Below are 19,954 nucleotides of genomic sequence, written 5' to 3' on the forward strand. Positions count from 1 at the left end.
GCCAGAACGAGTACTTGTAGCCGAGCGACCACAGCACCGCACAGCGCAAGTTCTCGAACACGGAGAGCCGGTGGAAAATGTTCGTGATCTGGAAGCTACGCGAGAGCCCCATGCGATTGATCACGAAAGGCTTAAGGCCGCCGATCTCGGTACCGTTGAGCTTGACCGAACCGGAAGTCGGCTCGCAACGCCCCGAAATCAGGTTGAAGGTGGTCGACTTGCCTGCGCCGTTGGGGCCGATCAGCGCATGGCGCTCGCCCTTAGGAATGCTGAGGTTGACCCCGCGAATGATCTCCGTCTGGCCGAACTTCTTGCAGACCTCGTTCAACTCCAGTGCCGCCGTCATCGCCCGCCTCCTGCCGTTGCTGCCATTTCCGTCTGGATTGCGTCCCACGTCTGATGCACTCGCGCCACTGCCACGCGCCAGGCCAGCGCCCCGGCGAGCCACAGCGCTACAGCAACCGCCCATGGCTTGAACGATGCCGCATCGAAGCCGATGCCAAGCAGGGTCATGCTGGTGCCGTTGTCGCTGTCGATCTGCAGCTTGTAGGTCAGTTCCACGGTCAAGATCAACGCGGCCAGCAGGATCAGGCCCGCGCCCAATGCAACCGCGTAAGACGGCAGCATGCGACCCAGTTTGCGTTTGGCCAGCAGCGGCGCCTGCTTCATCAGCAGGCTGGACATGCCGCCTGGCACGAACATCACCATCAGCACGAAGAAGAGCCCCAGATAGAGCAGCCACGCCTGCGTGAGGCTGGATAGCGCCACGGCAAACAGCACGAACACCACGGCGCCAATGACGGGTCCGAAGAAGAAACCCCCGCCGCCGATGAACGTCGCCAGCAACACGCTGCCGGAATGCACCGCACCCACATTTTCCGCCGACACGATTTCAAAGTTGATAACCGACAGTCCACCGGAAATTCCCGCGAAAAAGGCCGACAGGATCACCACCAGGTAACGTACGCGCTGGGTGTTGTAACCGACGAATTCGGCCCGCTCGGCGTTGTCGCGCACGGCATTGGCGATACGGCCCAAAGGGGTCTGCGTCCATGCGTACATTGCGACCATCGACAGCAGGCACCACACAGCGATCAGGTAATACACCTGACGCCCAGGGCCATACGTAATGCCGAGCACCGCGTTACCGACCACGCGGTTGGTCGAGACACCGCCCTCACCGCCGAAGAAGTCGGGGAACATCAGCGAACTGGCGAACACCATTTCACCGATGCCCAGCGTGATCATGGCGAACGTGGTGCCCGCCTTGCGGGTGGTCACATAGCCGAAGAGCACGCCGAAGAACGCGCCACCCAGGCCGCCCACCAGCGGCAACAACGAGACAGGCATCCACACCGCGCCGGCGTCGATCTGGTTGAGCACATGCACGGCGATGAACGCGCCCATGCCCGAATAGACAGCATGGCCGAAGGACAACATGCCGGACTGACCAAGCAGCATGTTGTACGACAGCGCGAAGATGATCATGATCCCCATCTGCGATAACAGGGTGATCGCGAAGCCGCTGGAGAAGATCAGCGGCGCCACTATCATCACGAGGGCGGTGAATCCCCAGATCAGATAGCGTGCGAGATGACGGGGTGGGGAAGCAGAACGGCTTGGGGCCATTGCATGCTCGTAGCTATGCCGCATAGTCGGTTTCATGATCTAGCCTTCCCGGGTTCCCATGAGACCGCGTGGGCGCACAATCATCATCACCACCATCAGAAGATAGGGCAGCACCGGCGCCATTTGCGACACGCTGAGCTTCCACACCGACGACAGCGGCGTGGCACTCGTCACATGCAGACCAATTATGCCGAACAGGTCGGCGAGCGAGGCGTCAATCGTAACGGCAAAGGTCTGCAGTAGCCCGATCAGCAGCGAGGCAATGAACGCCCCCGCTAGCGACCCCATGCCGCCCACCACGGCGACGACGAACACAATGGTACCGACCGAAGCGGCCATCGACGGCGAAGTAACAAAGGCATTGCCGCCGATCACACCCGCCAGACCCGCGAGCGCGGCGCCGCCGGCGAACACCATCATAAACACCCTTTGCACGTTGTGGCCGAGCGCCTCGACCATCTGTGGATGCGTCAGCGCAGCCTGTATGACGAGCCCGATGCGGGTGCGGGTGAGTACGACGTACATCGCCACGAGCATCAACACCGACACCAGCATCATGAAGGCGCGATACTTGGGAAACACTGACGAAAAGACCTGGAACAAGGGACCATCCAGTTCCTGCGGAATCCGGTAAGGCACCGCGGACTGACCCCAGACCAGCTTGACCGCCTCTTCGATCAGGTAAGCAAGACCAAACGTAAACAGCAGTTCAGCCACATGCCCGTACTTGTGTACGGTGCGCAAGCCGAAACGTTCGACCAGCGCCCCGACGATCACGACCAGCAGCGGCGCTAGAACAAGCGCCGGCCAGAAGCCAATCTTGCTGGCGATCGCATAGGCAAAATAGGCACCCAGCATGTAGAAGCTGGCGTGGGCAAAATTAAGCACACCCATCATGCTAAAGATCAGCGTAAGTCCGGAAGACAGCAGGAACAGCAGCAACCCATAGCTGATGCCGTTCAACAACGAGATCACGAAAAATTCCACGGACTATGTTCCTCACATCTTGCGCCGGCATCGGGTAAGCGCGAACCGGACGACGGAGCGCGGCTTCGGCGCACCGCCGCTCCTTCATCCGGTCGAGAGCACCGGCGCCTAGTTCGGCCGCTTCATCTGGCAAGTAGTCGGCTGGACTGCCGATGAAGCGTCCAGCACGGCATCGGTGCGCCAGCCATAGCCGGTCTTCTCCTGGTCGTACTTGACGTCCTTGCCATCCGCTTTGACCCAGGTCGCGATAACGAGGGGCTGCTCCGCCTGATGGTCGGAAGCACGCATCTCAACGGTGCCGTTCAGGCTTTGGACCTTGATGCCCTCAAGCGCCTTCGCCACCTTCACCGGATCAGTAGATTTGGTTTCCTTGAAAGCTTTGCTCAGCATCGCGATGCCAGTATAAGCGGCCATCTCGAAGAAATCGTCGTCGTATTTCTTCTTGAAGCCGTCGAATACCTGATCGGCTTCCGGCGGATTACCCTTGGTGTTCGGCCCCAGATAGCCGACGTACCTGACGTGCCCCGCACCGGCCGCACCCATCGCCGTCGGCACGCCGGTCGTGGCCGCGTAGTAGGTATAGTAATTAGCGGTCACGCCCGCGTCCTTGCTCGCCTTGATCAGCAGCGCCAGATCGCTGCCCCAGTTACCCGTAATCACCGTATCCGCGCCTGACGCCTTGATCTTGCTGGCATAAGGCGAAAAGTCTTTCACCTGCGCCAGCGGGTGAAAATCGTCGCCCACGATCTGGATGTCCGGGCGCTTGCGTTTGAGGTATTCCTGCGCGGCTCGGGACACATCATGGCCGAAGGAATAGTCCTGATCGATCAGGTAGACCTTCTTGACGTTAGGATCCTTGGCGAGAAAGGTGGTCAACGCTTCCATCTTCATGTCGGAGTTCGCGTCGAGGCGAAAGTGCCAATAGTCGCATTTGCTATTGGTCATGGCCGGATCCACTGCGGCAAAATTCAGGTAGATGATTTCCTTGCCGGGATTGCGCGCGTTGTACTTGGATACCGCGTCTTCTAGCGCGAGGCCCACCGAAGAACCGTTACCCTGAGTAATATAGCGAATCCCCTGATCGGCGGCCTCATTCAGAAGCGTAAGACTCTGCTGGGGCGAGAGCTTGTTGTCGAACGGGACCATTTCGAATTTTGGCCCACCACTCCAGTCCTGCTGGTTGGCGAGGTCGGCAACGTATTGCCAGCTTTTCAGTTCATTCTTACCTAACGAACCCATCAAGCCAGAAAGCGTATCGATGTACGCAATTCTCACTGTTTCCGCCGAGGCGGCACCGGCAGCTAGCGCCATGAACATGGTTGCGCCAGCCCACAAGGAACGCATCTTTTTCATTCAGTTGTCTCCTACGATTTTGTAATCGGCTTTCTGCTACGGATAACTAACGATAAACGAAGGCGAATCGAGTGCGCACAGCAGGCTGGCGGGCGGCGTTGTTGCGGTAAATGAAAGAGAGAAAACGGCTGGCCGACATGCTTCGTATCTCCATGCCAACTGAAATCGCTTCAATTGACGAAGTAACGCGCGTCTATCAGTGTGGGGCTAACGGCCTGTCATGCATGTGACATGGCGCGATGCCGCGGGTTCGGTTCTGTAGCTGACAAGCGATGCAAGACGATCGAATGGATCGCGTGGCCTTCAATCAGATTACCCGGCTGGATGATGCCTCATTGCGCGACGACGCCAGCGTCGCGAAGGGCTCATTGATCGCATGCTTGCCCATGGAATGCACACGCAATTTCGCACGACCGTTCGTGGCGTGTCAACGGGGAAACCGCGCAAATAGCGTCTCTGACAGATGTTAGCCGGGAAAACACCTATCGCGAAGTCCACCGTCCATCTTGCGGCCGCACGTATCAAGGCAAATCAAAAAGTGAATGAGCGTGCGTTTATTTACAGCGCGAAGCCTCGCACGTATGATCGCTGAACAAACCGGAGTGGACGTCTGCACTACAGAACAACATCGAGGAGCGCTGTAATGTCTGTGAAAGACGCATTGGAAACGCATAGCAAGCTGACGTCGCCTGGCGCAACGAGCGGCGACAATCGAATCTGCGGAGACCAGTGCAAATGACATGGCTCGACGCGTTGCTGGACGAACCATTCGTCTGCATCACCGACATGCTCCGCCGCTTCGCCACCGAGCGCGCAGACCACGCCGCCTTGATCTGCGACGGTAAGGTTGTCACTTACGCTGAACTGCACGCGAAAGTGGATCGGTTCGCGGCCGCACTACAACGTGACGGCCTCAAGCCGCGCGATGCGATGGCATTGTGCGCGGGGGCATCGGTCGAGTACGTGGTGGCGTTTCTCGGTGGCCTGCGGGCGGGCGCGGTAGTTGCGCCACTTGCGCCATCGTCGAGCGCCGCAAGCCTCGTCAGCATGATCAACAATTCGGGCGCGCGGCTGCTGTTTCTTGATGCGGAGGTCAAGCACCTGCTCGAACCGGTGGCCGACGAGATCAGCACTACGATGATTGCCCTTGACGGGCACCCGGGCAGCATCGCGCTACAGACATGGGTCGCGCCAGAGAGTGCAGTGCCCGAGTCAGTGACGATCCAACCCGCCTGGCCATTCAACATCATCTATTCATCCGGCACCACCGGCACGCCGAAAGGCATCGTGCAGTCGCATGGTATGCGCTGGGCTTATGCGCAGCGCAGCATCGAACGTGGCTATGGACCGCATGCCACGACGCTGATCTCGACCCCGTTGTACTCGAACACCACCCTCGTCAGCTTCATGCCAACGCTCACGTTCGGCGGCACGGTCGTGCTGATGCCGAAGTTCGATACCACGCGTTACCTGACACTCGCGCAGCAATATCGCGCGACGCATACGATGCTCGTGCCAGTTCAGTATCAGAGGTTGATGGCGCACCCCGACTTCGACCGTTACGACCTGTCCAGTTTTCAGGCCAAATTCTGTACCAGTGCGCCATTTGCGGCGAGCGTAAAGGCGGATGTCGTGCGGCGCTGGCCCGGCAAGCTTACCGAGTACTACGGCATGACCGAAGGCGGCGGCTCATGCCAACTGGAAGCGCACGCCTTCCCCCACAAGCTGCACACGGTTGGCACGCCCGTGGAAGGACACGATGTCCGCCTGATCGATGAACAGGGCAAGGAGGTCGCGCAAGGTGAGGTCGGCGAGATCGTCGGTCATTCGCCGGCGATGATGACCGGCTACTACCGGCAACCCGAGAAGACCGCCGAAGCGGAATGGTTCGATCCGAGCGGCAAGCGCTTCATCCGCACCGGCGATATGGGGCGGTTCGACGCAGACGGTTTTCTCACACTGCTCGATCGCAAGAAAGACATGATCATTTCGGGCGGCTTCAACGTGTACCCGAGCGATCTGGAGGCCGAACTGCGCGCGCACCCGGATATCGCGGATGCAGCGGTGATTGGCGTGCCATCGGAGCAATGGGGCGAGACGCCCGTGGCTTTCGTCGTGCGGCGCCCAGAAGCCACGCTTGATGAAGACGCGCTGCTAGCCGTGGTCAACAGCCGTTTGGGCAAGATGCAGCGACTCTCCACGCTGAAATTTATTGATGCATTGCCGCGCAGTCCGATCGGCAAGGTGCTGAAACGCGAATTGCGTACTCAGCTCAGCGAATCCATGCCCGACTGTTGATAGTTCTCGAGTCCAACCTTATCGATCAGTTCCAGATTCGTCTCGAGCCAGTCGATATGTTCTTCGGTCTGGTCGAGAATATGCACGAGTATCTCGCGTGAGATGAAATCCCGAACAGTTTCGCAGTATGCGATTCCTTCTTTGCAGGTAGATTGGGAGATCCGTTCGAGTTTGAGATCGCACTCAAGGATCTCTCGGGTTTCCTCGCCAATCAGCAGCTTGTGTAAATCCTGCAGATTGGGCAACCCGTCCAGCATAAAGATGCGCTCGATCAGCAGATCGGCGTGCTTCATCTCGCCAATTGATTCGTCGTACTCGTGTTTCTCAAGGCCCTTCAGGCCCCAGTGCCCGTACATCCGGGCGTGTAAAAAATACTGATTGATAGCTGTCAGTTCATTCTTCAATTGCGAATTCAGGTATTCCAGAACCTTCGGGTCTGCTTGCATATAGCCTCCCTTATAGGTGACAGCCATCAGGCGCACGACGCGCACGCTTCCCGTCGCTCACGCGCGATTGTCAGTCCAGCATAGTCCATCCGGAAAGCGATTCAGCGAATGAGAATCGACACCGTTTCTGCCCAATATTTTATGCACTAGACTTCCGAGAACACTTCGCTGCGCCAATCGTTGAGCCGCCCTCGATGACGGCACTTTCATTTCTTAAGAGGAAAGATGAAAGGACGTCTGATCCTGATCAGTCACGCGGCTACGCCGTCGATTCGCCAAGGCGCGTTTCCTGCAGACGAGCCGCTCGACTCGGTCGGCATCGCCGAGGCCGTTGCGTCACGAGAACGACTGGCGATAAGCGCAGACGCGCAAGCGCTCAGTAGTCCGGCAGCGTGCGCGCTCGATACAGCCAACGCGCTCGGCCTTGCGGCGCAAATTTCACCCGAACTCGCTGATACCGACTACGGTCAATGGAGTGGCCGGGTCCTCGCGGACATCGCCGCAGAGGCGCCGGCCGAACTGACCGCGTGGACCCGCAATCCACAAGCGCTGCCTCGCGGCGGCGAGTCGTTTAGCCAGGTTCTCTCGCGGGTTAGCCAATGGCTCGACAACTTGGATGGCTCCGCAAATATCGTCGCAGTAAGCCATGCCTCGGTGATTCGCGCCGCCGTCCTCTATGCCTTGAATGCGCCAGCCACGTCGTTCAATCGTGTCGAGATCGCACCGCTTTCCGCGATCGAGTTACGGCATTCGATGCGCGGATGGGTGTGGTGGCCGGCGCGCTCATAACCGGCTATCAGAACGCCATCAGAATGTATAAGCGATCTTCCCGAATGCGGTGCGACCCAACGAGTTGTATCCGTAAGCCGTGACGTACTGTCGGTTAAACAGGTTCGACAGCGACGCGGACAACATCAGATGCGAATTAATCTGGTATGCGGCACGCAAGCCCACCGTTGTATATGACGGGAGATAGATCGTGTTGAGTTGATCGTCGAAGGTTGAGCCGCCGTAAAGCAGCGTGACCCCAGTGCTGAGTGCGTGCAGGTGGAACTCGTCCCACGTGTGATCGACGCTCAGGCTCACTGTCTGACGCGGTCGACGGTTAAGCCATGTCTGGTCCGTGACGTCCTGCGGATTCAGGATGCCAACCGCCAGACTGACCGGCGTCGAGTTGCCGATTGTCCCCTTGTACGAAAGGTCGAGGCCCTGGATACGCGCCTGGCCCACGTTCTGCGGCAGAAAGGTTGCCGAGTTGTACGTGATGAGATCGTGAACGCGGGTATCGTACACAGCGGCCGTGAACGTGCCGAACGACGTCGTCGCATCGAGCGCTGCCTCGACCGAGTCGCTGCGTTCGGGCAGCAGATTCGGATTCGCGTAACCCGGGTAGTACAGATCGTTGAAAGTCGGCAGGCGGAACGCGTTGCCGTATGAAAGGCGTGCGGTGTAAATCGGCGTGATCTCATACGACAGGGCTACGTTGCCGGTATTGACCGACTGCCCTTCGACGATCTCGTGACGGCCCGCGAGGAACATCGTGAACGCACCCAGCGTGACCGATTGATGGAGCGAGACAGCGGAGTCGTTGCGTGTCGGCACGCCCGTGGGAATGTCGATCGGCAGGAAAGCCTGCTCACGGCTGAAGTCGTAGGCCAGCTTGGACTCTCCAGACAGCGGCAGACTAAAGAGTGTCAGCCCGTGCTCCTGATGGGTCAATGAAGTCGACGTGCTGAAGCGGGTTGAATCGATCTCGTCGGTCGGAATCGTTGGATCGTTCGAGTAAAGGAACTGACGGTCATTCGCATAGCCGACCGACTGGTCGAACTGCGTGAACGGCGTGATATCCAGATGAAACGCGATGCCCGTCGTCAACTGGTGATCGAGTTGACGGTCGTCGCCACCCAGGTTGTCGTAAGAGAGATCGGACTTGTGATAGAGCGCGAAGGTGGAGATCGACCAGTTATCGTGCGCGTAGCCGAGGCGTGCATCCACGTTTTGCGCATGGTATGGGTTGCGGCCATCCTCGTGAGCATAGGCCCACGGCTCAGTGGCATCGATGCCAGCGGTGTTGTAGTCATGCAGGCCGAGCGAATAGGTCAGTCCGGACAACGCAGCAAGCGGGCCCGTTGACGGAACACTGCCTGACGTGCGGATCTGCGTGTCGAAGGTTTTGTTCGAACCACCTCCCGTCGAAACAGTGGTCTGGTTAGGTTGGTTCGATGCATGGTTCGTGAAGAGCTGGACCACGCCACCCACGGCATCGGCACCGAACGAGGCAGCCGCCGGACCCGAGATCACCTCGACGCGATCGAACGCGGAGGTCGGCAAATCGGCCCACTCGGCTTCTCCCGTGGTCGAAGAGCCTACCCGGATACCATCGATAAAGACGGCAACCTGTTCGGCTGATGAACCACGGATACTGACTGATGCAGAAGTACCGGGGCCACCGGTTTGCGAAATCGTGACGCCGGGCAATGTGGCGAGGGCCTGCGTGATACTGGGATCAATCGGCGAGAGACGGTCCAGATCCTCACGGGTGAGAACCTGAGTCGATGCGTATCGTTTGTCGAACGATTGCGGCAGGTGTTGCGTATCGCCGGTGACGATAATATTCGGCAGCGTGGTTGTCGCCGGAAGTTGTTCCGGCTGCGGCAGCGACGAGTCGTCGGCAGCTTGGGCAATCTGCCACGCGGAGACCGTCAGGGCTGAGGTGATGATGAAATGGCGAAACTTCATGGTGGAGGTGTCCTCGTTGTTATAGGCGCTAAGCCAGGTCTCAGATCCAGGCGCCGACGTTGAAGACGGTGAGAACGGTGTAAATGGGGATGACACGGCGGCGCAATGCTCCCTGCGGGGCAGCGCTTTGCAAAATAACGGTGGACATGACAGATCCTGAGGTTCGGGCTGTCGTTGCAACGGGCGACCGCATGCGCGGTGCCTGGCGCATCGGGACACCCCGCCCGATACGGCTGCGCAGACCTTCGATCGATGGCAGGTCTCCTGGCTCGCGGGTCGCTGTCTCGCGCCGACCTTCCCGGGTTATCCAGTGGTCATGAGTGGCGCGGACTCGCCGCTTACAGTTGCGGGGGCAGCCGCAGCCTCGAGCGCTAACGCTCTCACTGCGTTCCCTTTTAATCCCGGTTAGGGGAACCATCAGGCGGCAATGTACCTATGCGTGATGGTTGCCGTCAATCAGTATGGCAATCGTTTAGGTTTACCTGACAAAAAGCTTTCTAATAGAACTACCCGTGGGCAGGGTCTGATGCGCGCGACCATTGGCCATGCGATCAGGGAACCGATAGACGCGGGCATAAAAAAGCTCCGCTTCCCCTCAATAATTCCCAAATCTTTCCGATGTACAGGGGACGGGCGCATATCGCGCATATCGCGCCTGTCGCGCCTGCGGCCGCCTGCTGCAGTCGTAGAAGTGACAAACCATACCAACATGAAAATAAAGAACCATTTGGGCAGAGCGCTGAAGACCGCAGCGCTTTGCAGCGTGCTTGGCCTGTCGGCCATCACGGTTGCGCACGCAGCGCTGGGTGAGTCGAGCACCACTGTTGCGAATGATCAGGTGCGGATGATGGCGACCCGGGTCACTCACACGAGTGCCGGCTACACGGTTCACGAGATGACGCTGCCGCGCGGGACAGTCGTGCGTGAATACGTCGCGCCGTCAGGCGTCGTATTCGGGGTGGCCTGGCAAGGCCCCGCCATGCCGAATCTGCAGCAATTGCTAGGTTCCTACGGCACTGAGGCAAACACCAGTGTGAAGGCTTTTCGCGAGGCTCACGCCGGCATTGGCCCCGTGAGTGTCAGCACATCAGATTTCGTCATGAACTCTGCGGGCCATATGGGTAATTACGTTGGCCAGGCCTACCTTCCCGCCGCACTTCCCGCCGGCGTCACCGCACACGATATCCAGTAAGGAACCCTCTCATGCGTAAATTTGCGATCGCGGCAGTGTGGTGCCTGAGCGTGGCGCTCGCTGCATGTGGCGGCGGGGGCGGCAGCTCCAGCGATACGAGCACCTCGGCGTCGTCAAGCGGCACGCCCAGCGCGCCGGTTTCATCGACACCCGCGACCCCGGTGCAGAACACGATGAGCGTCAGCGTCGGGCCTAACGCCTACCGTATCGCGAACTCGCTTAGCGCATCGGTGACCATCTGCGTCCCCGGTACGTCGAATTGCCAGACAATCGATAACGTCCTGGTCGATACGGGATCGTACGGTCTGCGGCTGATGGCGTCAGCCGTCACCCTCCCCTTGCCCAAGGTCTCGGCCGCGGCCGGTGGAACGCTGGCAACCTGCGCGGCCTTCGGCACCGGCACAACGTATGGGAGCGTCGCCACGGCTGACATCAAGCTAGCGGGAGAAGTCGCCTCGAGTGCGCCGGTGCAGATCATCGCTGACCCAACCGTGGGCACATCGCCTGCGGACTGCACCAATCAGGGCGTCGGGGATCTCAACACGGCACAGGCTCTTGGATCAAACGGCATCCTCGGCGTCGGGCTGGAAAGCGTGGATTGCGGACCAGGCTGCGTGGTCAACACCTACCCTACCTCGCCCGCCTACTTCGGCTGCACTTCCGCTATCTCGTGTGTGCCCACCACTGTCGCGCTGGCTGACCAGGTTACCAACCCAGTGAGCATGTTCTCAACTGACAACAACGGGGTACTGGTTCAATTACCCGCCGTGCCCACGAGCGGCTCGCAGAGCCTAACTGGCACCCTCACGTTCGGCATCGGCACCCAGACCGACAACGGACTGGGATCGGCCACGGTCTATACGGACAGTTTGAGTACGCAGTACAAGGGCGTCACCTACTCCACCTCGTTCATCGATAGCGGCTCTAACGCCTTGTTCTTTGAAGACCCGAGCATCACCCAGTGTAGCGGCAGTTCTACTTTCTACTGTCCGCTCTCAAACACGGCCCTGTCTGCGGTCATGACTGGCGCAAATGGAAACAACACGTCGCTGAACTTCAGCATCGGGAATTTCACTACGATGGCCAGCGGCGGTGCGTACGCCATGAGCGCGCTGGGCGGCTACAGTTCCAGTTACTTCGATTGGGGCCTGCCGTTCTTCTACGGGCGCACGATCTATACCGCGATCGACGGCAAGTCCACCCCTGGCGGCACTGGCCCGTACTACGCGTTCTAGTCCCTCAGTACCTACCGCTTGTGCGGCCTTCGCCCTGCCCTTTTGGCAGGCGTTGGCCGCACCATGAAGCCGTGTGCCAGTCACGGATCTGGATCACCGAGACTGGCCGCGCGCAATCGGTCGAAATCGAGAATCGCGATTTCGCCGGATTTCAGGCTCACTATCTGTTGATTCTCAAGGCTCCTGAGCAACTGGTTAGTGGTCTGCCGCGACAGTGACACCATTGAAGCAAGGCTGTCTTGCGACAACCTTATCCTGCTCTGCGTGGCATTGAGGCCGCCGTAACCTCCCGCGATCATCAGCAAACGATTCGCTACCCGCTGTGCTGCCGGCAACAGCGCTATGGCTTCGCTATTCTCGAACGAAACCCGAAGCCGTTGCGCCATCAGCAACGCAAAATCGCGCCAATAGCGAGGCGTGGAATCGAGCAGGTCTTGCAGCGCGGACTCGGACACGTGCAGCAAAAGCGTCCTGCTGACGGCGGTGGCGTCATGCGGACGCGGCAACCCGTCGAACAGCGAGATTTCCCCGATCCATGCCGTGGGTCCGAGCACCGCGAGCAACGCCTCCTTCCCATCCAGCCCGACTGTGCCGATAGCGAGCGCGCCGCCTAGCACGGCATACAGGCCATCAGACTGTTCGCCACGCCGATACAGGGATTGGCCCTTTTCCAGCGTAAGCAGGTTGGCATGGCTGATCATATAGTCCCGCAACTCGACGGGCAGGCCCCGGAACCACGAGGTCGTTTCGAGTTGCGACCGGTAGCGATGCAGGCTGGATTCCATTGGCGCGTCGACCTGTCGGGTATCGGACAGATTTTAGGCGGGTTTGCGAAGATCATGGGGACTTGCATCAGACGACGCCATGACTTTGGCTCCTGGCACACGCGCAGCGTGGCAAAGGCCGAATGCGCGATTTCACACGGCGTCGTCTCCGGTTATTCCATTGCCTGAATCATCAAAAAGGAGTGCCAGCGTGACTTCATCTCATGTCAGTCTGAAGAACGACGTATCGCCCGCCGAATGGGAAGCGCGAGTCAATCTCGCCGCAGCGTACCGCCTGACTGCGCTGTTCGGCTGGGACGACTTGGTGTTTACCCATATCTCGGCGCGCGTGCCCGGCCCCGAACACCATTTCCTGATCAACCCGTACGGCCTGATGTTCGACGAAATCACGGCGTCGTCGCTGGTCAAGATCGACCTCGACGGCCGCAAGGTTTCCGAATCGCCGTATGACGTCAATCCGGCCGGCTTCACCATTCATAGTGCTGTGCATGCGGCGCGCGACGACGCGCTTTGCGTGATGCACACGCACTCGGTCAACGGCGCGGCTGTGTCTGCCCAGGAGGCGGGGTTGCTGCCGCTCTCCCAGCAGTCGGTCGGCGTGCTGGCGTCGCTCGGCTACCACGACTATGAGGGCATTGCGCTCAATGAAGCCGAGAAGCCTCGTCTCGTTCAGGACCTTGGTAGCAACACTTATCTGATGCTGCGCAATCACGGTCTGCTGACAGTCGGCGCTTCGTCCGCGGACGCCTTCGCCGCCATGTACTTTTTTGAAGCCGCCTGCATGATTCAGGTCCGCGCTCAAGCCGGCGGCGGGAAGCTTATACCCATCGCCCAGCCGATTCTCGACGGCATCAAGGAGCAGATTGGCAAGGCCACGCGGGGCGTCACGCTGGGTGCGCTGGTGTGGCCCGGGTTGCTGCGCCGGCTCGACCGCCGTAACCCCGGATACGCTGACTAGCACTGGCCGTTCGCACGTTGCACGACACCCTGTGTCGAGCGAACGGAGTGAGCGGCGTAGGCCACATAGACCGCGTTTGCCGAAGCAACGCATCGCGGCTGTCATTGGATAGACACTTGAGAGACGGTATGGCAAAGATCTGTATCTACGGCGCGGGTTCTATTGGCTGCTATGTCGGCGGACGACTTCTCGCCGGAGGAAGCGACGTCAGCTTTATTGGCCGTGCACGCATCGCGGACCAGTTGCGCAGTCAAGGCATTACGCTATCGCAGTACAACGATCGTCGCTGGTCCGTACCGCCCGAGCGGATCGACGTATCGACGGAAGCGCCCACTGCCGCCGCAGCCGATCTCGTGATTGTGACGGTCAAGTCAGCCGCGACACCTTCGGCCGCAGCCGAACTGGCGAAAGTGCTGCGCCCCGGCACGATCGTCGTGAGCTTTCAGAACGGTATTGGCAACGCGGACGTGTTGCGCGCCGCCCTGCCAAACAACACGGTGCTGGAGGGCATGGTGCCATTCAATGTCGTCGAACGTGCCCCTGGCGCATTTCACCAAGGGTCAGCGGGCGAACTGGAGATCCGGCACACGCCGGCCATGCAGCCGTTCGCCGAGGAGTTCAGGAAAGCGGGGCTCCCGCTGATCCAGCACGTTGATATGTTGCCGGTGCAGTGGGCGAAGCTGTTGCTCAATCTGAACAACGCGATCAACGCGCTAGCAAACCGGCCGTTGAAAGAGGAACTCTCGCAACGCGCTTACCGGATGTGCCTCGGCATGGCGCAGAGAGAAGCGCTCGCGCTTCTGAAGCAAGCCAACATACGACCGGCTCGCGTGACGCCGCTTCCGGCCACCTGGATACCGCGAGTTCTCGGCCTGCCGGATGCGTTGTTCGAACGCGTGGGGCGCACGATGCTGACGATCGATCCGCTTGCTCGCTCTTCGATGTCCGACGACCTGGCGGCGGGGCGCACCACGGAAATCGACTGGATCAACGGCGAAGTGGTGCGCCTCGCTCAACGCCTTGGGCAAACGGCGCCGGTAAACCAACGGCTTTGCGAACTCGTGCGGGACGCCGAGCGAAGCGAGGTACGTCCTTCGTGGTCGGGCGAAGCGCTGCTCGCCGAGGTGCGGACGTGCGACGAACGGGCCGCTCGATTAGTAACCTGATCAGGTCGATCGCTGGTACGCCGCCGGTATAGCCAATGACGGGGCGACGCGCTATCCCAGTGTGTGGGCAAACCGTTGCGGGAAACTGATTGATGAGTGGGCGCTGGGCTCGGTTTCAACGCTCTCATAAGCCACGGCCGGCGTAATTTTATGTAAGGCGCGTAAAGATTTGGTGAGGGTTGCCGATATAGCGCTTGATCAAGCGATCAAGCGGATGTCGCGCGTACAGCCTCGTCCCTCTCCATTAAAAGAACAAGATGCCCGCGCCATGACAACGTTATCTCTAGTGACGTTAGCCGCCGCCTCGACGGTTACCCAGTCCTCGAACGCAGCGAACAACCCGGCCTCAGCAAGCAGCGCTGCTGCACAGGAGGCGATCACGCCGTCCCCGTCGACGATCGTCACCATCCCGTCGGCAGACTACTTCGAGTCGCTCGAGACGTACACGGCGGACGGCACGCTCGCAAGCGCGGCCCCGACCGTGACCTGGGCCACCAATAGTTCCGATTCGGTGACCACCAGAATGATGGGCGACTACATGTCGCAATCGTTCACCGGTCAGTTCTATGGACTGGGCAGCGAGGTGCTGGATCGTTTCAAGACCACCGGTAGCGATTTCACGCAGTCGGTCAATGTCTCTTCAACGAGCGCGTCCGGTTTGACCTTACCGTCCACACAAGGTCCGCAAGCCGATGTGAAACTGACTGTTGAGACAGCGAGTGGCGTCAAGGTCGAAATCGATCTGGACAGCGAGACCGGTGAGAACAGTCAGCTTTCCGTCAGTGTGCACAGTAGCGGGAACCTTAGCGTCGCGGAGCGCAACGCAATAGCCAAAATGGCCGACGGCTTTCAGGATGCCATCAACGGCTTCAGCACCCAACCGCCTTCGGTGAATCTGAGCGGTCTGACACAGTACGATCCGTCGGTATTGTCGTCGGTGAATCTACAAGTCAATGTGACAGGTGATGGGTCAAACGACCTGTCGGCCAGTTATTCGACCAGCAGTGCCACCAGAACGCTGAGCCTCTCGGGAGCGACCGGCACGATGAAAGTCTCCGTCAACACCAGCGATTCCGCACTCTGGGGCTCCGACGCGCAACGCAGCCAGGCCATCGCAAGTTATCTGACGCAGTTCGACAATGCCTCCGCCGAAGGGCACGGTAACGCCGAGATGATGTCCATGTTCAAAGACGCGTTCACGCAGATGAACAGCAACTATGGAACGCCGTCTCAGCAGCTTCCGGGAACGACCTACGCGCCGTGGCTTGCACAGTCGGATCATGCCATGTTGACCGGCCTCGCCGACTTCAATGCGTCAATAACCGATACGCCAGCGTCGTCAAATCCGCTGCTCCCTGATCAAACAGATAATTTTTCTTATCAGGTATCGCAAACCACCAGCACTGATGGCAACCAGGAGGACGGCCAGATTTCCCAGCAACAGCATTCACATCTGAGCGCGAGTTATCACCAGGATCTGAACGGAACCGGGACACCGGTCCTCGGAAAGTCGCTGTCGAGCCAAAACTACAACTACGTTCAGATCAGCGACGACGAGACTAGTGCGGCAAACATTTCGACACAAGACGGCAAGCTGATTGACGCGTCGGTGAGCCAGTCCTCCAGTCAATCCCTGGAGCAATCCAAGTACGCGTTAGGCAAACTGATATCCGATGTCACCACGCCGTCGAATTCTTCCCGGTCGCGAGATCTGCTTGCGCCGCTGAAGCCTTTGTTCGCCAACAACCAGGCGGAACAGAACAGCGAAGGCTGGCAGCAAGCGCTCGGAAACATACATGGTATGGTTTTACTCAACTCCAGCGCCCAATGATATAGACGCGGGTAGCGTGTGAATTGCGGGGCGGCCTGTTGCGCACCGCCGCCGCCCTGTGCATCCCCTCCTGCTCGCTTTCAACAGTTCCGCAAACGCGAAAACTGATGAAGCAATCTTAATGTTCATGACCTTCAGCTTTTCGGGCAGCGACATATCCTGAGCATATGCGCTTGCAACCTCAATCAAGGGTGAAAGTCGTATTTCATTCCAGGCATTGAACAACGACCAGGGTTGCAATCCACCTGAACGTACCCGGAGGCATCATGAACCTTAAACTTAACGCCGTCGCGTCGGCATTCCTTCTGGCAACTGCCACCACCGCGCTTGCTGCGCCGCGACTGACCCCTCAGCAATGCAACGATTACCCGTTCAAACAACCGGTTGGTGAAGTCACTCATGCTCAACTGCAGCAGGAACTGGCTGAGCTTGAGGCCGTCGGATACGATCCAGGAGCCAATGACGTTTATTACCCTCGTGAACTGCGCTCAGCAGAGCGAAAGCTGAGGACCGAATACCGGCACGATTGCGGCACCCGCAGCTGATAGTTCAGCATAACGAATTGAAATCTGCACTGTGCCAAAGGTGGGCTCATAGCCCCATCACCGACGCCGACAGTCCGTTACTGCCCTCGTTGTTGCGCAGCGTCAGCTTGACCTGATGGCGTTGCGCGATGCGCGATGCGATTGCGAGCCCCAAACCGCTACCCTGCCCTTGCACGCTTTCGCCACGATAGAAGCGGTCGAGCACCCGCTCGAGTTCGCGTTCGGGGATGCCTGGGCCGCTGTCTACCACTTCGAACCCGACGCCATCAGTGAGCGTCCGCTTCAGGATCACGTCGACCTTGCCGCCTTCGGGTGTGTGCCGTATCGCATTGTCGATCAGGTTATTGAGCAACACGCCAAGACTGTTCCGCTCGGCAAGAACCGTATAGGCATCATCCGGCGTAGAAGGCGCAGCGCATTCCAGACCGAGGTCGATCCGTTTCGCTTCCGCCAGCAACGAAAAGTCGCCCACAGCCTGCTCGCCCAGTCGGCGCAGGCTAACGGGCTTCATCAAGGTCGCCGGCGACGCGTCCTCGCGCGCCAACGTCAGCAGTTGCTGCACCAGATGAATGACCCGGTTCAACCGCCCTTCGACACGTTCAAGCGTTTTCCCTTCAGCTTTCAGCGAGCCATCGCGGGAAGCCGCTTGTAGTTGCAGCTTTAGCGCGGCGAGTGGCGAGCGCAACTCATGCGCGGCGTCCGCCACAAAAGTGCGTTGTGCCTGCGACGCGACATTCAACCTCTCCAGCAGGTCATTGAGCGCCTCGAGCAGTGGACGGATCTCGACCGGCACGTTGTCGTCCAGCCGCAGCGGTTCGAGCGAATCGATCGAACGGGTGGACAAGCTGCGCGACAGGCCACGTATCGGTGCCAGTCCTCGCGCCACCACCAGCAGCACCAGCGCGATCATTGCGGGCACCACCACCCACAGCGGCCATAACGTACGCAGAGCGAGATGCCTCGCCAGGTCTTCGCGTACCGAAAACGGTTGCGCCACCTGAACAAAACGGTCCCGCTGTTGCAGCCCGAAGATTCGCCAGCGATACCCATCACGCTCAACGGTGCGGATACCCGCGTCATAGCGCTCCAGCAGAGGCGCTTTAAGCGAATGATAGACGGGCGTGCCCGTGCGATCCCAGATCTCAATGACAATCAGGTCGTCTGCGATCCCTGCAAAGTCGGGACTCGGTTGCTCGGCAGTCAGCGCGCTCTGGAGATTCGACGGTAACGACAGCGCCACCGTGCGCAACTCGTAGTCAAACAGTTCGCTCGCTTCCTCGCGTGCCGTGTGGAAAATCGCGTAACCGGCAATCGTCGATGCAGCAGCAAGACCAAAGATCAGCCAACCCAGGAGCCAGCGCCGGATTGAGATCATTCACACCTCTTCAGGCGATAGCCCACGCCGCGCACGGTAACGATCTGCTCTGCGCCGATCTTGCGCCGCAAGCTATGCACGTGGACTTCAATCGTGTTGCTGCCCACTTCTTCGCCCCATCCGTAGAGTTTCTCTTCCAGCTCGACCTTGGTGAACACGCGGGTCGGTTCGTCGATCAACGCTTGTAGCAGAGCGAACTCGCGCGGCACGAGCGGCAGGAGCTCGCCGTTTTTGGTGGCCTCGTGCGCAGCCGGGTTGAGCGTGAGTTCACCGTGCGTGAATACCGGATGCTTCTGGCCGGTACGCCGGCGCAGCAATGCGCGTATGCGCGCGGCAAGTTCGTCGAGATCGAACGGTTTGATCAGGTAATCGTCGGCACCTGCATCGAGCCCGCGGATGCGGGCGTCCACCGCGTCACGCGCCGTCAGAACGATGACTGCCGCATCACCCCCGGCCCTGCGATAGCTGTTCAGCACTTCGATGCCATCCCTTTTGGGCAGCCCAAGGTCCAGCAGCACGAGATCATAGACGCCGTTGCCCAGCGACAACTCCGCTTCACGACCATCCTGTGCCCAGTCGATCGCATAGCCAGCGCGGCGCATCGATTCGAGCACGGTCTCGGCAATCATCTCGTCGTCTTCCACCAATAGCAGGCGCATGGCCGCTGTCTCCGCATTTCAGGTGTGCACATTGTCACCCGAACCTGCTTAATGGCTCCTTAAGCGTCAGTTAAGCCGCCTCTTACGAGAGTCACATCCCGGTCCTGCAGCCTCAGCACGCCGGGACGTACACCGTATTTCGTGTTGCTTCCGTACTGCTGAAACTGCCGATGACGAAAGGAATCTGAAAAGATCCCACCACGCCGCTTAAGGCTGCCATCAGGTTCAGGTCGGTAGGATCGACTCACCCCTCATACACGGAAATGCGCGCTGCGCCGCATCCTGCGTCACCGCTTGAGTGGAAGGTTAAAAAGCGGAAAGGCACATGAAAGCTATTTCGAAGGTATGGTCGTTCGTTTCGACGGCTTGCGCCATGAATTCATCCACCGTGTTGATGGTGCGCGCCTATCTGATCACAGCATCGCTTGCCGCCGCGTCGATCGAAATTCCAGTACTGGCTTCCCTCGACCTGTTTGACGTTTCGGAAAGCGTCTTCTTGTCACGTGTGTTTCGTGCGAGCGTTGTGATCGCAATTGTGACCGCAGTGCTGGCGACCCGATACGCCGCTCGTGCCGCGTTTCGCTCTGCCGTGCTGCATAACCAGGCTACTGTCAGCGCAGCGAACGCTCGGAGCATTGCCGTATCGCAGGCTTGTCCGTTACGCGCGCTCGTTATTCTGCATCTTCGCTTCAATCGCAGATCTGTCGAAGTCGCCGCGCACGCATGAATGGGAATGCGTTAAGCCGCGCGGCGATA

18 protein-coding genes and 1 riboswitch are annotated in these 19,954 nt (G+C 59.4%); of the genes, 9 read left to right on the forward strand and 9 right to left on the reverse strand.

The window, feature by feature from the left end:
- The 4 genes from WCA85_RS14365 to WCA85_RS14380 form a co-directional block, all read right to left on the reverse strand.
- Positions 1-346: ATP-binding cassette domain-containing protein (locus WCA85_RS14365; protein ID WP_424064907.1), on the reverse strand; the 346-nt coding region annotated here is incomplete at its 3' end.
- Complete coding sequence (locus tag WCA85_RS14370; RefSeq protein WP_424064942.1) at positions 343-1,653, reverse strand: branched-chain amino acid ABC transporter permease; 1,311 nt, start codon at positions 1,651-1,653, stop codon at positions 343-345. The genes WCA85_RS14365 and WCA85_RS14370, both read right to left, overlap by 4 nt.
- Before the next feature lie 15 nt (positions 1,654-1,668).
- Positions 1,669-2,616, reverse strand: a complete 948-nt coding sequence (locus WCA85_RS14375) for a branched-chain amino acid ABC transporter permease (RefSeq protein ID WP_424064909.1) — start codon at positions 2,614-2,616, stop codon at positions 1,669-1,671.
- 108 nt (positions 2,617-2,724) lie between these two features.
- A complete protein-coding gene (locus WCA85_RS14380) occupies positions 2,725-3,969 on the reverse strand; it encodes a branched-chain amino acid ABC transporter substrate-binding protein (protein ID WP_424064911.1) in 1,245 nt (414 codons plus the stop codon).
- A 735-nt stretch (positions 3,970-4,704) separates the two neighbouring features.
- Here WCA85_RS14380 and WCA85_RS14385 point away from each other — a divergent pair.
- Complete coding sequence (locus WCA85_RS14385) at positions 4,705-6,267, forward strand: class I adenylate-forming enzyme family protein (RefSeq protein ID WP_424064913.1); 1,563 nt, start codon at positions 4,705-4,707, stop codon at positions 6,265-6,267.
- Here the strand turns inward: WCA85_RS14385 and bfr are convergent.
- Positions 6,237-6,713, reverse strand: coding sequence for a bacterioferritin (gene bfr, locus WCA85_RS14390; RefSeq protein WP_424064943.1), 477 nt, complete (start codon positions 6,711-6,713; stop codon positions 6,237-6,239). The genes WCA85_RS14385 and bfr overlap by 31 nt on opposite strands.
- A gap of 225 nt (positions 6,714-6,938) precedes the next feature.
- On the opposite strand from bfr, the gene WCA85_RS14395 reads away from it, so the two are divergent.
- On the forward strand, positions 6,939-7,502 hold the full coding sequence (locus WCA85_RS14395) for a histidine phosphatase family protein (RefSeq protein ID WP_424064915.1): 564 nt from the start codon (positions 6,939-6,941) through the stop codon (positions 7,500-7,502).
- Positions 7,503-7,520: 18 nt separating this feature from the next.
- Here WCA85_RS14395 and WCA85_RS14400 read toward each other — a convergent pair whose 3' ends face one another.
- Complete coding sequence (locus WCA85_RS14400) at positions 7,521-9,452, reverse strand: TonB-dependent receptor domain-containing protein (RefSeq protein ID WP_424064917.1); 1,932 nt, start codon at positions 9,450-9,452, stop codon at positions 7,521-7,523.
- Positions 9,453-9,689: 237 nt separating this feature from the next.
- A riboswitch (cobalamin riboswitch) is annotated at positions 9,690-9,886 on the reverse strand.
- A 275-nt stretch (positions 9,887-10,161) separates the two neighbouring features.
- Here WCA85_RS14400 and WCA85_RS14405 point away from each other — a divergent pair.
- Together WCA85_RS14405 and WCA85_RS14410 are read left to right on the forward strand one after the other, a co-directional pair.
- Positions 10,162-10,644, forward strand: coding sequence for a DUF2844 domain-containing protein (locus tag WCA85_RS14405; RefSeq protein ID WP_424064918.1), 483 nt, complete (start codon positions 10,162-10,164; stop codon positions 10,642-10,644).
- An 11-nt stretch (positions 10,645-10,655) separates the two neighbouring features.
- Positions 10,656-11,879: a DUF3443 domain-containing protein gene (locus WCA85_RS14410; protein WP_424064920.1), complete on the forward strand. Its 1,224-nt coding sequence runs from the start codon at positions 10,656-10,658 to the stop codon at positions 11,877-11,879.
- A gap of 80 nt (positions 11,880-11,959) precedes the next feature.
- Here WCA85_RS14410 and WCA85_RS14415 read toward each other — a convergent pair whose 3' ends face one another.
- Positions 11,960-12,664 carry a Crp/Fnr family transcriptional regulator gene (locus WCA85_RS14415; protein ID WP_424064922.1) on the reverse strand — a complete coding sequence of 235 codons (705 nt, stop codon included), beginning with the start codon at positions 12,662-12,664 and terminating at the stop codon, positions 11,960-11,962.
- A 190-nt stretch (positions 12,665-12,854) separates the two neighbouring features.
- Here WCA85_RS14415 and WCA85_RS14420 point away from each other — a divergent pair, with 190 nt between their 5' ends.
- The 4 genes from WCA85_RS14420 to WCA85_RS14435 all read left to right on the forward strand — a co-directional run bounded on the left by WCA85_RS14420 (position 12,855) and on the right by WCA85_RS14435 (position 17,164).
- Positions 12,855-13,622, forward strand: a complete 768-nt coding sequence (locus WCA85_RS14420; protein ID WP_424064923.1) for a class II aldolase/adducin family protein — start codon at positions 12,855-12,857, stop codon at positions 13,620-13,622.
- Positions 13,623-13,750: 128 nt separating this feature from the next.
- On the forward strand, positions 13,751-14,788 hold the full coding sequence (locus WCA85_RS14425) for a 2-dehydropantoate 2-reductase (RefSeq protein ID WP_424064925.1): 1,038 nt from the start codon (positions 13,751-13,753) through the stop codon (positions 14,786-14,788).
- Between the two features lie 172 nt (positions 14,789-14,960).
- A complete protein-coding gene (locus WCA85_RS14430; protein WP_424064944.1) occupies positions 14,961-16,619 on the forward strand; it encodes a hypothetical protein in 1,659 nt (552 codons plus the stop codon).
- Between the two features lie 266 nt (positions 16,620-16,885).
- Positions 16,886-17,164 (forward strand): DUF4148 domain-containing protein, encoded by a 279-nt coding sequence (locus WCA85_RS14435; RefSeq protein ID WP_424064926.1) that lies wholly within the window; start codon positions 16,886-16,888, stop codon positions 17,162-17,164.
- A 46-nt stretch (positions 17,165-17,210) separates the two neighbouring features.
- Here WCA85_RS14435 and WCA85_RS14440 read toward each other — a convergent pair whose 3' ends face one another.
- Both WCA85_RS14440 and WCA85_RS14445 read right to left on the reverse strand, forming a co-directional pair.
- Positions 17,211-18,539 (reverse strand): ATP-binding protein, encoded by a 1,329-nt coding sequence (locus WCA85_RS14440; RefSeq protein ID WP_424064928.1) that lies wholly within the window; start codon positions 18,537-18,539, stop codon positions 17,211-17,213.
- Positions 18,536-19,198, reverse strand: a complete 663-nt coding sequence (locus WCA85_RS14445; protein ID WP_424064930.1) for a response regulator — start codon at positions 19,196-19,198, stop codon at positions 18,536-18,538. The genes WCA85_RS14440 and WCA85_RS14445 overlap by 4 nt, the downstream gene beginning before the upstream one ends.
- Before the next feature lie 325 nt (positions 19,199-19,523).
- Here WCA85_RS14445 and WCA85_RS14450 point away from each other — a divergent pair, with 325 nt between their 5' ends.
- Entirely contained in the window at positions 19,524-19,925 is a 402-nt protein-coding gene (locus WCA85_RS14450; RefSeq protein ID WP_424064931.1) for a hypothetical protein, read from the forward strand.
- The last annotated feature ends 29 nt before the right edge of the window (positions 19,926-19,954 follow it).

It is taken from the genome of Paraburkholderia sp. (genome assembly GCF_049581445.1).
Lineage (GTDB): Bacteria > Pseudomonadota > Gammaproteobacteria > Burkholderiales > Burkholderiaceae > Paraburkholderia.